Source organism: Mesorhizobium sp. M0898 (genome assembly GCF_040319695.1).
GTDB lineage: Bacteria > Pseudomonadota > Alphaproteobacteria > Rhizobiales > Rhizobiaceae > Mesorhizobium.
In genome coordinates this window covers 107,086-121,121 of sequence record NZ_JAMYOE010000010.1, presented here as the reverse complement: position 1 = coordinate 121,121, position 14,036 = coordinate 107,086, and the positions used below count along the sequence as shown (strand labels likewise).

Below are 14,036 nucleotides of genomic sequence, written 5' to 3'. Positions count from 1 at the left end.
CGGCGTAAAGCTGTCGCGGCGCTGAGGTCACCATCCGCTGCCTTATCCCTCACACGCTGCCATCTGGCAGAGGCATGAGCTCGTGCTCGCCCGGCACGCCGGGGAAGCGGCGTTCGCGCCAATCCGCCTTTGCCTGCTCGATCCGTTCGGCTGAAGGGGAGACGAAGTTCCAAAAGATATGACGTGGCTCGGCCAGGGGCTCACCTCCTATCAGCATCAGTCTCGCCGCATGGAAGGCAGGCGCCTGGAGCACAATCTCAGCGCCGGGCGCCAGAGCTACTAATTCGGCCTCATGAAACGTACCGAACTGGCCGACAATTCCAACCTCACCGGCGACGATGTAGATCGCACGCTCACGGTGTTCGGGTTTCACCTGGTAGCGCGCACCGCTCGTGAGCACAATTTCGGCATAGCCCATGTCGGAGAACGTCCGGTGGCGTGCGCTCGGAATGGACGATGCCCGACCCGGCCGTCATCCAGTTGGCCTCGCCAGGCCGGATGGTCTGCACTTTACCCAAATTGTCGCGATGGACGATCTCGCCATCGATCAGGTAGGTCACGGCCGCAACGCTGATATGCGGATGCGGTTCCATATCGAAACCGCGACCTGCGTCGAATATAGCGGGGCCGAAATGGTCGAACAGGATGAAGGGCCCGATCATCAGGCGATCCGAGGACGGCAATACGCGCCTTATCTTCAGTCCGTCCGCAAAATCACGGATAGCTGGCTGGATGAGTGTATCGATGCCTGTGATACCGCTTTGGCGGATGGTCATGGATCTCTGTCCTTCTGCATGCCTTGTCAGCCAGGTGCTCGAACGCGCTTGAACGGAACGGCTCGAAAGACTGTCTGAATGGCTTTGAGGAGCGCGAATTTGGAGCTCGCGTGGTGCTGTCCCGCGATGCCGCTTTCATTAAAAGCCGACACCCTCATCGACAGGATCGCGGCAAGATCTTCGGCCATTTCGGGCCTGTCGTGCAGCAGCGGCGCAAAGCTTTCCTGGTCTATGTCGTAAACCGTGACAGGGGTCATTGCCCGCAAACTCGACATCTCGCCAATACCGGCGAGCAAGCCGGTCTCGCCGAAGAAATCGCCAGGTGCAAGCCGGGAGATCTCCTGCAGTTGATCATCGTCCTCGCCAATTTGCCGGACGATGACGCCCGTCCGAACGATCATGAGCGACGGCAGCATCTCTCCCTGTCGTGCGATGATTTCGCCCTTATGGTAGGTGCGAACCGAGGCCGCTTTGGCGAGCGAACCCTGCTCGGTATCCGTCAGCGCCGAGAATACCGGTATGGAATTGATGAGTTCGATCGGGGTGAAGCCTTGGGAGGCCGCCGTCTCGTGGCCCGGCCGGTTGGTCATGGCAATCGAGCCCGAAAATGGCTCCGCCAGCAGCATGCCGGTCGACTTTGAATGGCGATAAATGAGATCGAAGATTTCGTTCCGAGCGGCACTTCGTTGGTCGATACTTGCGACGCGAAAAAACAACTCGATCTCGATAGCTGCGGCATCCAGGCTTCTGATGGTGACCGAAGGCGAAGGGTCCTGGAGGATCGAATTGCAGCTCAGCAAGACAGTGCGCATGAGGTCTACGATGATCGCCGGCGTCTTCGTTGGCGCCACCTTGACGGTTGCGGCAAGTCCATGGCTCTCGTCCGGACCGCTTAGATTTGTTACCCCGATCTTGGCGAGAAGGCTGTTTGGCAGCGCCACGACATTGTGTGTCGGGGTCAGAAGTTGGGTTGACCGCCAATTGGTCTCGACAACGCGGCCTTCGGTTCCGTCGCCCAGAATGATCCAGTTTCCAAGCACGTAAGGGCGGCCGAGGTTAAGCGCGATCGCCGAAAATACGTCACCAAGCGTATTCTGGAGCGCCAGTCCCAGGATGACGGCAAACACGCCCGACGTGGCAATGAGCGTTCCGACCGGCACTGCAAAGACAAACGCCAGGATCGACAGGAACATTCCAGCGTAGACGACACCGACCACGACGTCCTGCAGGAGACGTGCCTCGCGCGGCTGTCGCTCGAAGACGAGATAGATACGGACAAATCCGATCAGCGCCCAGGCAAGGTGAACCCACCAGAGCAGCTTGACCGAGCCGATGAGGATCGCTCCTCCGGTTGTCTCATTGTCCCCTGCGGCCTCGTACGGCACGACGCGCAGGTGGAGAACCATGGCCGACATCGCGACGAAAAAGCCGAGTTGGACGACCAGCTTCGCATTGGCGAAGCGTCTGGGGATGAGAGACCAAACGACGATCCCGGCGAGGCCGAGCAATACGATGTAGACCAGAGGAGAGTTCCACCAGTTCATGAACGATCACCGCGATGCCCGGTTCAACGTTTGGTCTCCGGCCCGGCGATCGGGCCTCTGGCGCTGGCCTTGTCTTTTTCGAGAACTGCTTCGGTGATCGAATTCGGCAGCCGTCGCGGCTTTTCGATCAGCCCGAGCACCGGCATGGCGATGATGAAGAACGCAAAATAGTAAAGCGTCGCCAGTTGGGACATGACGACGTATGCGCCTTCCGCCGGCCGGGAGCCGAGCCAGCCGAGAAAGAGGGCATTGGCAACGAACAGCCAGAAGAGCACCCTGTACCAGGGCCGATAGACCGCCGAGCGCACCTTCGAGGTGTCGAGCCACGGCACCAGGAACAGCACGGCGATCGAGCCGAACATCGCGAGCACGCCGCCGAGCTTGGAATCGATAGGCCCGATATTGAAGGTGATGGCCCGCAGGATCGCATAAAACGGCAGGAAGTACCATTCCGGCACGATGTGAGCCGGCGTCTTCAGCGGATTGGCGATGCTGTTGTTGTCGGGATGGCCGAGATAGTTCGGCAGGTAGAAGACGAAATAGGCGAAGAAGAACAGGAACACGAGGATGCCGAAGGCATCTTTGACGGTGGCATAGGGCGTGAAGTTCACGACATCGGTTTTCGATTTGACCTCGATGCCGGTCGGATTGTTCTGGCCGACGACGTGAAGCGCCCAGATATGCAAGGTCACCACGCCCGCAAGCACGAATGGCAGCAGGTAATGCAGCGCAAAGAAGCGGTTCAGCGTCGGATTGTCGACCGCGAAGCCGCCGAGCAAAAGCTGCTGGAGCCAGTCGCCGATCAGTGGGACGGCGGTGAAGAAGCTGGTGATGACAGTAGCGCCCCAGAACGACATCTGTCCCCAAGGCAGCACGTAGCCCATGAAGGCCGTCGCCATCATCAGCAGGAGGTTGGTGCAACCGAGCACCCACAGCAGCTCACGCGGCGCCTTGTAGGAGCCGTAGTAAAGCCCGCGGCAGATGTGGATGTAGACGGCAATGAAGAAGAACGACGCGCCGTTGGAATGGAGATAGCGCAGCAGCCAGCCCGAATTCACGTCGCGCATGATCTGCTCGACCGAGTTGAAGGCCAGCCCCGTATCAGGGGCGTAATGCATCGCAAGCACGATGCCGGTCAGGATCTGTGAAACCAGCATGATCGTGAGAATACCGCCGAACGTATAGGCATAGTTCAGGTTGCGCGGGACGGGATAGACGATGAAGCTGTCATAGACCAGCCGCGGCAGCGGCAGGCGGGCGTCGAACCAACGTTCGATTCTGGTTTTGGGCGTATAGGTCGAGTGTTTGCCGCCGCTCATCGAAATGCCCCCTGCCTCAGCCGATACGGATCTTGGTGTCGGAAACGAATTGGAACACCGGTACCGCCATGTTCTCGGGTGCCGGCCCCTTCCGGACGCGGCCGGCAGTGTCGTATTGCGAACCATGGCAGGGGCAGAACCAGCCGTCGAAATCGCCTTCCTGACCATGCGGGATGCAGCCAAGATGGGTGCAGACCTGGATCATCACCACCCAGGCTTCCTTGCCCGGCATAGTTCGATTGGCGTCGGTTGCCGGCGCATCGGCCGGCAGGTTGGCGTTGCGGGCAATTGGATCCTTGAGCTCGGCGAGACTGACTGCCTGGCCGTCCTTCCTCTCTTTTTCGGTGCGGTTGCGCACGACAACCGGCTTGCCGTGCCAGTCGACGATCAGCGACGTTCCCGGCGTCAGCGAGGAGACGTCGACCTCGATCGCGGCGGGCGCCTCGACGCGCAACGTGTGCTCGGCTGTGGAGGTTTCGGAAAGGTCGGCCATGATGGCGACTCCTATTGTCGGAAGCTGCGTCATTGCGTTGGTGGCAATCGAGCAAAAGCAGACCACGGCTTTCGCGTTTCCAGTCTGCTCGTGCCGCGCGGAGTATGCCGGCCGTGGCCAGGTGTGAGCCATCGTGCCAACGGCACGTGCGTCCAATACTTTCGTTTAGGATTTCCTGAGCGAAGGACTGGCCGGGCTGGCGATGATGCCATCATGGAAGGTTCTGGATTCCTCCAGATAACCGTTGGCCGCTGAGCTGGCATACGTCCCGGCATTGCGCACGGCGATCCGAACTTCAGTCCGACCATACCTCGGCATAGGCACGTCTAGCTATCGGTGTCGTAGTCGTCGTCTCCGCCAAGTGCGAGTTTCTGGAGCGGTTGTCTCGCGTGGCGCGGGGCAGGTTTTCCGCTCGGCGACGACCAATTGCGGGATTCAATCGGGTTCAGAAAAGGGAAAAGCGGTGAAACTCTACTACAGCCCTCTCGCCTGCAGCCTGGCGGACCACATCGCTCTGGAAGAGGCCGGTGTTTCCTTCGAGCGCGAAAGTGTGAACCTCAAGACCAAACGGACAGGCTCCGGGGATGATTTCACTACCGTCACGCGCAAGGGCTATGTTCCAGCCCTCGTGCTGGATAGCGGCGAAACGCTGACGGAAAATATTGCCGTCCTCGACTGGATTGCGTCGCAATACCCGCCACTGGCAGTGGCGGGGCCGTTGGGCCGTACCCGCCTTCTCGAAGCGCTGACCTACGTCTCAACTGAAATACACCGAAGCTTCAAGCCGATGTGGCACCAAAGCAGCGATGCCGAAAAGGCCAGGGCGAGCGCGACGATTACGAGCCAACTCGAGTTCTTCGCTGACGGGCTCGAGACCGACTATCTGTTCGGCGACAAACCCAGCGTCGCGGATTTTTATCTTTTCGTGATGCTGCTTTGGGCGGCCCGCTTCCACGTCCCTGTTCCCGCGCCTTTGCAAGCCCTTCGCGTCCGAATGGCTGCCCGACCGGCCGTGCGCATCGCAATGGATCGTGAGGGCCTCGTCTGAAGCCGAGGGCGACTTCGAGCATAAGACCAGATGCAACATGTCCTCTCGCCCAAACAGAAGATCAGGAGTCATTCTCATGCTGCCGTTCCTGCGGATGCTACATCTACATCCAGCCGCTTCCAAGCGCGGGGACGGCCTAAGTCTCGAATTTCTGAGGAGGGAAATCGAGGAAACGCTGGACCTTACCGACATTCAGTCAGAGCTCGCCCCACTGCCTCCTGGCCGAGTGGTTACAGTGGTTGGTCCGCCGCCCGCAGTCACCATCGAAATAGGCAACATTTCCTGTCGGCCGATGAGGCGGGCGGGTCCGGTCGTTCCTGCTTGTTGGTCATTACAGAGGCTTCATCATGAATGCGAGTAAGGCTCCCGACACGGTCGATCATCGCCGCCGGCGCATTGTTGGTGCTGCAGCAATGACGTTCGCCGCCACCGAACTCGGCTTGAGCGAGCCGGCGGCCACTTGGACGGTCGAGGCGAGGGCATCTGCTACGCAAGCCACGCAGAAATCATTCAGCTCGCTCGGGCAGGTCAATGCCGGAAATCTGAGCGTCGGATATGCGGAGCTGGGGCCCGCCGAAGGTGCCCCAGTGATCCTGCTTCATGGCTGGCCTTATGACATTCACACCTACGCCGATGTCGCTCCCCTGCTTGCCGCAAAGGGGTACCGCGTGATTGTGCCCTACCTGCGCGGCTACGGCACTACGCGCTTCCTGTCGGACGAGACGATGCGCAACGGCCAGCAGTCGGCGCTCGCCGCGGATACGATGGCCCTGATGGATGCGCTGGGGATCGAAAAGGCCACGATCGCCGGCTGCGACTGGGGCGCTCGAACGGCCAATGTCGTTGCCGCGCTCTGGCCTGAGCGTTGCAAGGCGATCGTCTCGGTGAGCGGCTATCTCATCGGAAATCAGCAGGTCGGCATGGTGCCGCTGGCACCGGAGGCGGAGCTTCAATGGTGGTATCAGTATTACTTCGCCACGGATCGCGGCCGCGCCGGCTACGAGAAATACACGCGCGATTTCGCCAAACTCATCTGGCAACTCGCTTCGCCGCGGTGGAATTTCGACGATGACATCTTCCAGCGCAGCGCCGCAGCCCTGGACAACCCGGATCACGTCAGCATCGTCATTCACAATTACCGCTGGAGGCTCGGCCTGGCACAGGGCGAGCCGGAATATGACGTTCTGGAAAACCGGCTGGCCGAAGCTCCCGTGATCACAGTGCCGACCATAACTCTTGAGGGTGATGCCAATGGCGCACCCCATCCCGACAGCAGGTCCTACGCGAAGAAATTCTCGGGCAGATACACGCACCGGATCATCACCGGCGGTATCGGCCACAACTTGCCTCAAGAAGCCCCGCAAGCCTTTGCCCAGGCTGTCATCGACGTCGGCGAATACTGATATCCATTCTGGTTCTCGGCACAGCTTCCCGTCCGCTTAGGCGAGAACAGCTCTCCCGCCGACCCAGACCGACGCGATGTTGGCCTTGGAAGCGGAGTAGACGATCTTCTGAAGGATGCCGTCGCCATCGTCGAGTTCGTCCCACAGGTGAATTGTGCCTCTGGGCGCGGCGATGTCGACCAGGATCGCATCGAAATGGTAGCCAGGCGAGAATCGCCCCACAGGCAAGCCGAGTGCCGCGCCACCGCCTGCCGTCGCCAGGTGGAAGGACTCGCGAAAGTCGACGCGTGCTGTTCCGGCCGTGCCGCGCGTCTCGGCCGCTAGCGCCGGGTCGGTGCCGGTTTCCAGCATGCGCGACGACATGACCGTCGCGCGCATCGCATCGAACATCGAGGCGCTCGGTCCCCCGGAAATGTCGGTGCCGAGCCCGACCTTGACACCCTTCTCGAGGGCCGCCCTCAACGGGAACACGGCGCCTGCGAAGTAGGCGTTGGAGACGGCGCAGTGCGCCACGGCCGCCTTGCGCACGCGGATCGTCTCCATGTCGGCAAGCGTAATGAAATTGGCGTGCGCGAGCACGCTGCCGGCGCGCAGCAGGCCAAAGCGATCAAGGCTAGACGTGTCGCTGATCCCGTGGCGCTGCAGCACGTAGCCATGCGCCCAGTTGCTCTCCGAGCAATGCGTCTGCACATGGCAGCCGCATTCCTGCGCAAGCGTGCCGAGCCCTTTGAGGGCGGCGTCGGTACAGGAGGGGATGAAGCGCGGCGTAATGACCGGCTTTACCCGTCCCGTGGCATTGTCCGGATGCCCATGCACGTAGTCGATCAGAGCGCGCGTGCCATCGATGGCCGCGTCCGCCGAGGTATCGCGATAGTAGGCCGGGCACTCGTCGGGATTGTCCATCGCCACTTTGCCGACCAGCGCACGTTGCCCCCGTTCGAGGCAAATGTCGACGAGCAGCCTTGTCGCGTCCTGGTGGATGGTTGCGAAGTAGAGCGCTGTGGTCGTGCCATTAGCGATCAGGTCGTCGACCAGCAGGCCGTAGCTGCGCCGCGCGAAGGCGAGATCGGCGTAGCGCGCCTCCAGGGGAAACGTGTGTTTGTGGAGCCAGGCCTCGAGCGGCACGTCCAGCGCCCTGCCGAGCTGCGGATATTGCGGCGCGTGCACGTGAAGATCGACGAAGCCGGGCAGCAGATAACTCTGCGCCGGCAAGGTCGCCAGCGAACCGGTCCGGCGCGCGGCCTCCAGCGCCTCGTCATAGCCGGCATCATGCGGATGCAGCACCGAGGCGATGATGCCTGATTGATCGACTGCGATCAGGGCATGGCGCAACTCTTCCACGAGCCCGCGCTCCGGCGCGTGAAAGCCGCTGGCCAGAAGCGTCTTGCCGCTCAGGTCGCTCACCTGTCCTCCGCCGAAGAACCGCTACGCACTGCCGTCGCGAAGCGCCAGAGCGCGATTGCCCGTCCGTCGATGCCGATGACAATATCGGAAGGGCTGCCGCTCATGCGGCTTGCGCCGTCGTGCCGTAGGTGATGCCCTTCTCCTTCAGCCAGCGGCGATAGGCGATCGACGAGCCGTCGGCCCGCGTCGGGATTTCCGCGCGCGGCTCGAGCGGCAACAGAAGTGGCCGCTGGTTCTCCAGGATGATGCGGTCCTGCAGGAAGATGAGCTGCTGGAACTGCACAAGTTCGGTCGTGGTCGATACGTCGTCGATCAGGAACATGACGGGGTGCGCGCGGCAGCGGTCCGGATCGAGGGGCTGCACGAACAGACAGATCACGTCCCACCGGGTGGCCGAGTTGGGGCAGGTCTTGTAGAGCATCACCGCGAAAGGATTGGCGACCCGGTACATGTATTGGGTCATGATGCCGCCGGTCGCCGAGAGTGCTGCCTGCGGCTGGAAGAATTCGCAGTTGGTCGCCCACACCTCATCCACGTCGCGGCGGATTTCGGTTGTGTAATGCCGCACTTCCGTGTGCGGCTCGGCGCCCAATATGTCGGTATGGACGAAGGGGAAATGCGCCATGTCGAGGAAATTCTCGACGATGCGCAGGCCGGACGCCTTTACCGCGATCGCTCCGCAAACGACAGGCCGGCGGTCGTCCTCATAGGCCTCCGGGATCGACAGCACATCGCCGGCCGGCATGCCGAGCGTGATCCATAGATAGCCGTAGCGTTCCTTGGCCGGGACTTGGCTGCCGTCGCCGGCACGCGACACATTGACCGGGCCTGCCGTATCGCGGGCTACCAACAGATCGACGCCCAGAAGCCGGTTCGGCATCGTGCCGACCGGAATCTCGTTCAGCGCGTCAATGCAATACCATTGGTCGAGGGCCGCCTGCTCCGCAGCTCGCTTAATGGTCATTGTTGCGTCCTTCCTGTGCTATCTCACTGCCGATAGATGCGGTCCATCACGGCCCGGTGATCGGCCATCGCCGCCTCGACATCGAAAGAGGCGAAGTCGCCTCTCGCGATAATCTGCCGGCCGTTGATGTAGGAATAGTCGACCTTGAAGGGTCCGCAAAGCACCAGCGCGGCGAGCGGGTCGCGCTCGGTGCCGGAAAGGCCGAGTTGGCTGCGTTTGACCGCGATGAAGTCGGCGCACATGCCGGGCGCGAGATGGCCGATGTCATTGCGGCCGAGCAGGGCAGCGCCGCCGCGCGTCGCCATTTCGAGGGCCTCGCGCGCGGACAGCGCCGTCGGCGTGCCGCCGAAACCGCCGCGGCCGCCGGGCTTTTCGGAGAGGTAGTGGTGCGGCGCGACACGCTGAAGCATCAGCGCCAGCCGCGCTTCCATGAACAGGTTCGACGTGTCGTTCGAGGCCGAGCCGTCGACGCCAAGGCCGACCTTCACGCCCTTGTCGAGCATCTCTCGGATCTTCGCGATGCCCTGGCCGCAGCGCATGTTAGCCGACGGGCAATGGGCGACCCCGGTGCCGGTTTCGGCGAAGCGGTCGATCTCGTCGCTGGTCATGAAAATCGAGTGGGCGAACCAGACGTCGTCACCGAGCCAGCCGACGGATTCGGCGAACTCGACCGGCCGTTTGCCATAGATTTCGAGGCAGTACTTCTCCTCGAAAAGCTCTTCGGCAAGGTGCGAATGCAGGTTCACGCCCTTGTGGCTGCGCGCCAGCGATGCCGCATCGCGCATCAACTCCGGAGTCACCGAGAACGGCGAGCAAGGAGCCAGGATGATTCGGCTCATCGAATGCCGCGACGCGTCGTGATAGCCGCCGATCAGCCGTTCGGCATCCTTCAGGATATCCTCTTCCTTTTCGACGCAGCGATCCGGCGGCAACCCGCCCTGGCTTTCGCCGCGCGACATGGCTCCACGCGCAGCGTGGAAACGCAGACCGATATCGCGGGCCGCACCGATCGTCGCGTCGAGCGTGCAGTTGTTGGGCAAGATGTAGAGGTGATCGGAGCTGGTCGTGCAGCCCGAATGGATGAGCTCGGCCATCGCTACGCGCGCCGAGACGCCTATCGCATCGTCGTCGAGCTCGGCCCAGATCGGATAGAGCGTCTTCAGCCAGACAAGCAGCTCGTCGTTCTGAGCCATCACGCGGGTGAGGTTCTGGTACATATGATGATGCGTGTTCACCATGCCCGGCATGACGACATGGCCCGATAGGTCGAGCACCTCGTCGGCACTGGAGGCACTGAGTTCCGCGGTGGTGCCGACCGCTTCGATGACGTTGCCCTCGATCAACAAGGCGCCGTCGGAAATCTCGCGGCGCGTACCATCGAAGGTGGCGAGCAGATCGATGTTCTTGACAAGCAGGCGGGGCATGATGGTCTCAACGCATGTCGCGGAAATAGGGTTCGCCGAGAGCAGCCGGCGCGGCCATTACCCGGCGCATGCGCTGCCAGGCAAGCACCGGCACGATGATCAGGGCGATCGTGCCGAGATAGGGCAGCATCGACAGGATCGGCGCCGCGATCGGCCAGTTGCGTGCTTGGCCGACGAAGCCGAGCGAGGTGATGAGACCGAACAGCAGAGCGGCCAGCACGGCGTTGAGGGGCCGGTAGCCTGCGAAGATGACGAGAGAGACGGCAATCCAGCCGCGGCCGGCCACGACGCCTTCCGACCAGGAGGGAACGAAGGCAAGCGTGAGGTAAGCGCCGGCGCCGGCCGCCAGCGCCGAGCCCGCGGCGACATACCAGAAGCGGATGCTTTGCACCGAAATACCGGCGGCGTCGGCTGCCGCGGGGTTTTCGCCCACCGCGCGCATGTTCAGCCCGTGGCGCGTGCGGAACATGATGTAGTGCAGCACAACCGGCAGGACGATGTAGATCAGGTAGACAAGGATGTTCTGCGTGAAGATCGCGCGACCGAGCAGCGGGATGTCGCTAAGATAGGGAATAGCGATCGGCGCGAAGGTCGCCGGCGCCGGCATGCCGGAATAGGCGCGACCGATCGTTGCGGCCATGCCGGTGCCCATCAGCGTCAGCGCCAGGCCGCACAACACCTGGTTCGCTTTAACGACGACGGTGCCAAGAGCGAAGACGCAGCCAACGAGGAAACCGACGGCAAGCGCAAGGACGAAGCCGAGCATAGGGTGCGGCGTGGCGACGACGACCGCGATGCCAGTGATTGCACCGAGCGCCATAAGCCCTTCGACCCCGAGATTGACGACGCCGGCGCGCTCGGAGAGCGTCTCGCCCAGCGCCGCCAGCGCCAGCACGCCGCCGGCGAGAATGGAGGTCTGTATCAGTCCAGCGATCATGTCCATGGGTGTTTCCTCAGCTCGCGACCGGTTCGGTCCGCGTGATGCGGTAGTGAGCGAGTTCGTTGCCGATCGCCGTGAAGAACAGGATCAGTCCGGTGATGGCGAGCACGGCCGATACGGTGATGCCTTGCGTTTGCAGGATGATGCCCGAATTCAGGATGACGCCCATCAAAGCCGCGCCTGCGAGCACGCCAAGTGAGGAACCGCGCGCCAGCACCGCGACCATGATGCCGAGATAGCCGAAATTGTTGGAGATGCCGCCCTGCAGGCGATGCACCGTGCCAGCTACTTCCAGCATACCGGCGATGCCGGCGATCGCTCCCGACATCAGCAGGACGACGATCAGGCGGCGGCGGAACGGCATGCCCGCATAAAGCGCCGCGCTTGGATTCGACCCAGCGATCCTTACCTCGTAGCCCCAGCGCGTGTAGTTGAGCAGTCCTGCGATGACAAAGGTGAGCAGGATCGCCAGCGGGAAACCGTAGTGTACGATACCCCAGAATTCAGGCACGTCATGCGGCAGACGTGCGGTGGTCGCGAGCGCATGGCCGCTCGGGTCGAGCCATGGGCCGGTGGCGACGTAATAAACCATCAGCGTCGCCACAAAATTCAGAAGCAGGGTGGTGATGAGTTCGCTGACATCGGCGTAGGCGCGCGCCAGCGTCGGCACCAGTATCCAGAGCAGCCCGCCGAGCGCGCCAGCGGTGAACATAACAGGCAGGATCAGCCAGGTCGGGCCGGGAATGAACAGCGCGACCGCCGTGGCGCTGAAGGCGCCGGCATAGAATTGGCCCTCCGCGCCGATGTTCCAGGCGCCGATTCTCAGCGCTACCCAGACCGACAGGCCGGTCAGGATCAGGGGAGTGACCAGAAGTCCGACGTCTTCCAGCCCGAAGCTCGAGCCAAAAGTCGAGCTGAGCACCTCCCAGGCGAGTTCGACGGGAGCATTGCCGCGAGCGGCCAGAACCAGGCCGGCGACCCCCAGCGCCAGCACGATCGCCAGGGCACGTGCCGCAAAGGCAACGGAGGGCTGCGCGGATGGAACGCGCTGGAGCTTGATCGCCAAGGTCAGTGCTTCCCGGCAGCGGCCTGGGCGCCAGCACTGGACCGCATCTGCCCGCCCATCATCAAGCCGATTTCCTCGATGTCGGTGGAGGCAGTCTCCACCGCGCCCATGATCCTGCCATGGAACATTACGGCGATGCGATCCGACAGGTTGAACAGCTCTTCCAGCTCCTCGGAAATGAAGAGCACACCGACGCCGGCATCGCGCAATTCGACGAGATAGTGCATCATCGTGTTGATCGCGCCGACATCGAGGCCACGGCTCGGATAGGCGGCGATAAGAACCTTGCTTGCGATGCGCATCTCGCGGCGTGCGACGAGGCGCTGCTGATTACCGCCGGAAAGGTTGCGCATGGGCATGCCGAAATTGGGCACCGCAACGGATGCCGCTTCGGCGATCGTGCGCGCAAGAGCAGCCGCTAGGCGCGGTCGGAACGCGAAGCCCTTTGAAACAGGCGCCGACGCATATTCGCGGATTATGGCGTTGTCGGTGATTGAAAGCGCCGGCGCCAGGCCACTGTGCAGCCGGTCTTCGGGAATGTGGCCGACGCCGAACTTCGCGTAATCGACCGCGCCGGCGGTCGTGACGCCCTTTCCGCCGAGCAGTATCTGGCCCGAGTGGATCGGCCGCAAGCCGGTGACGACCTGGGTCAGCTCCTTCTGGCCGTTGCCGGCCACACCGGCGATGCCGAGAATCTCGCCGGCATGGATGTCGAGCGAAACCTCGTCGAGAAGGATGCCGCCCACGTCGTCACGCGCGACGACGGATTTGAGGCTGAGTACCGGCTCGGCGGAGATGCCGGCCGCGCCTGGCTGCCTGGCACGCAGATTGCTGAGCACGATCTCACGGCCAACCATCAGGCGCGCCAGCATCTTCTCGCTGCAGTCCGCGGTATTTTCGGTGGCCACCTTGCGGCCGCCGCGTAGCACGGTGATGCGGTCTGATATTTCCAGGACCTCGTCGAGCTTGTGGCTGATGAAGATCACCGCATTGCCCCGGGACACGAACTGCTTGAGCGCCTTGAAGAGCTCGCGCGCTTCCGCCGGAGTAAGCACTGCAGTCGGCTCGTCGAGGATCAGAACACGGGCATTGCGCGCGAGCACGCGTAGGATTTCCACGCGCTGCTGCTCGCCGGTCGAAAGATCGGCGACGCGCGCGGATGGCCGTACCGCGAGGTTCAGCTTCTCGGCCAGTGCGGCAGTCCGCGCCTCGAGCACCGACGAGCCAATACGCTTGGGCGTTTCGGACCAGCCGAGATGAATATTCTCGGCGACCGTGAAGGCGGTCACCAGCTTGAAATGCTGGTGGACCATGCCAATACCGGCGGAGATCGCATCGACTGGAGATGCGAAACGCTTGGCATAGCCGTCGACGACGATCTCGCCGGCATCCGGCTGATAGATGCCGGTGAGGATGTTCATCAAGGTCGATTTGCCGGCGCCATTCTCGCCGAGCAAGGCGTGGATCTCCCCCGGCATCACGTCCAGGTCGACGTCCTGGTTGGCAACGACGCCGGGGAAATATTTGCTGATGCCCTTGAGCAGCACGAGCGGCGGCGCGCCGGAGCCAGGCTCGTAACGTCCCGGGGAGGTGGACGGCACCTCCATGCCGCCGTAGCGGTGCTCGCTCGAAGCATGGTGAACTGGAACAAAATC

Annotated in this window: 11 protein-coding genes and 1 pseudogene; 2 read left to right on the top strand and 10 right to left on the bottom strand. The window is 62.5% G+C overall.

What is annotated here, in order from left to right; all coding sequences use genetic code 11:
* Positions 1-49: 49 nt before the first annotated feature.
* From NKH90_RS14225 to petA, 4 genes and pseudogenes are all read right to left on the bottom strand, one after another.
* Positions 50-776 (bottom strand): annotated as a pseudogene (locus NKH90_RS14225) (pirin family protein).
* 26 nt (positions 777-802) lie between these two features.
* Complete coding sequence (locus tag NKH90_RS14220) at positions 803-2,320, bottom strand: mechanosensitive ion channel family protein (RefSeq protein ID WP_352819877.1); 1,518 nt, start codon at positions 2,318-2,320, stop codon at positions 803-805.
* Positions 2,321-2,343: 23 nt separating this feature from the next.
* On the bottom strand, positions 2,344-3,639 hold the full coding sequence (locus NKH90_RS14215) for a cytochrome b (RefSeq protein WP_352819876.1): 1,296 nt from the start codon (positions 3,637-3,639) through the stop codon (positions 2,344-2,346).
* Positions 3,640-3,655: 16 nt separating this feature from the next.
* The gene (petA, locus tag NKH90_RS14210; RefSeq protein WP_023674218.1) at positions 3,656-4,165 is read right to left on the bottom strand and encodes a ubiquinol-cytochrome c reductase iron-sulfur subunit; all 510 of its coding nucleotides are present in this window, start codon (positions 4,163-4,165) and stop codon (positions 3,656-3,658) included.
* A gap of 430 nt (positions 4,166-4,595) precedes the next feature.
* On the opposite strand from petA, the gene NKH90_RS14205 reads away from it, so the two are divergent.
* Both NKH90_RS14205 and NKH90_RS14200 read left to right on the top strand, forming a co-directional pair.
* Positions 4,596-5,180, top strand: a complete 585-nt coding sequence (locus tag NKH90_RS14205; protein ID WP_352502539.1) for a glutathione binding-like protein — start codon at positions 4,596-4,598, stop codon at positions 5,178-5,180.
* 347 nt (positions 5,181-5,527) lie between these two features.
* Positions 5,528-6,583 (top strand): alpha/beta fold hydrolase, encoded by a 1,056-nt coding sequence (locus NKH90_RS14200; RefSeq protein WP_352819875.1) that lies wholly within the window; start codon positions 5,528-5,530, stop codon positions 6,581-6,583.
* A 36-nt stretch (positions 6,584-6,619) separates the two neighbouring features.
* Here NKH90_RS14200 and guaD read toward each other — a convergent pair whose 3' ends face one another.
* From guaD to NKH90_RS14170, 6 genes are all read right to left on the bottom strand, one after another.
* The gene (guaD, locus tag NKH90_RS14195; RefSeq protein ID WP_352819874.1) at positions 6,620-7,987 is read right to left on the bottom strand and encodes a guanine deaminase; all 1,368 of its coding nucleotides are present in this window, start codon (positions 7,985-7,987) and stop codon (positions 6,620-6,622) included.
* Between the two features lie 100 nt (positions 7,988-8,087).
* Positions 8,088-8,951, bottom strand: a complete 864-nt coding sequence (locus tag NKH90_RS14190) for an aromatic ring-hydroxylating dioxygenase subunit alpha (RefSeq protein ID WP_352470599.1) — start codon at positions 8,949-8,951, stop codon at positions 8,088-8,090.
* Between the two features lie 23 nt (positions 8,952-8,974).
* Positions 8,975-10,375 carry an 8-oxoguanine deaminase gene (locus NKH90_RS14185; protein WP_352819873.1) on the bottom strand — a complete coding sequence of 467 codons (1,401 nt, stop codon included), beginning with the start codon at positions 10,373-10,375 and terminating at the stop codon, positions 8,975-8,977.
* Between the two features lie 7 nt (positions 10,376-10,382).
* Positions 10,383-11,318, bottom strand: a complete 936-nt coding sequence (locus NKH90_RS14180; RefSeq protein ID WP_023674225.1) for an ABC transporter permease — start codon at positions 11,316-11,318, stop codon at positions 10,383-10,385.
* 10 nt (positions 11,319-11,328) lie between these two features.
* Entirely contained in the window at positions 11,329-12,381 is a 1,053-nt protein-coding gene (locus tag NKH90_RS14175; protein WP_502896425.1) for an ABC transporter permease, read from the bottom strand.
* 2 nt (positions 12,382-12,383) lie between these two features.
* On the bottom strand, positions 12,384-13,988 hold the full coding sequence (locus NKH90_RS14170; protein ID WP_352819896.1) for an ABC transporter ATP-binding protein: 1,605 nt from the start codon (positions 13,986-13,988) through the stop codon (positions 12,384-12,386).
* Between the last annotated feature and the right edge of the window lie 48 nt (positions 13,989-14,036).

Bases quoted from the DNA above. Each gene is read 5' to 3' on its own strand.
- NKH90_RS14170 (WP_352819896.1), bottom strand. From the start codon at position 13,988: ATGGAGGTGCCGTCCACCTCCCCGGGACGTTACGAGCCTGGCTCCGGC.
- NKH90_RS14180 (WP_023674225.1), bottom strand. From the start codon at position 11,318: ATGGACATGATCGCTGGACTGATACAGACCTCCATTCTCGCCGGCGGC.
- NKH90_RS14185 (WP_352819873.1), bottom strand. From the start codon at position 10,375: ATGCCCCGCCTGCTTGTCAAGAACATCGATCTGCTCGCCACCTTCGAT.
- NKH90_RS14220 (WP_352819877.1), bottom strand. From the start codon at position 2,320: ATGAACTGGTGGAACTCTCCTCTGGTCTACATCGTATTGCTCGGCCTC.
- NKH90_RS14200 (WP_352819875.1), top strand. From the start codon at position 5,528: ATGAATGCGAGTAAGGCTCCCGACACGGTCGATCATCGCCGCCGGCGC.
- NKH90_RS14190 (WP_352470599.1), bottom strand. From the start codon at position 8,951: ATGACCATTAAGCGAGCTGCGGAGCAGGCGGCCCTCGACCAATGGTAT.
- petA (WP_023674218.1), bottom strand. From the start codon at position 4,165: ATGACGCAGCTTCCGACAATAGGAGTCGCCATCATGGCCGACCTTTCC.
- NKH90_RS14215 (WP_352819876.1), bottom strand. From the start codon at position 3,639: ATGAGCGGCGGCAAACACTCGACCTATACGCCCAAAACCAGAATCGAA.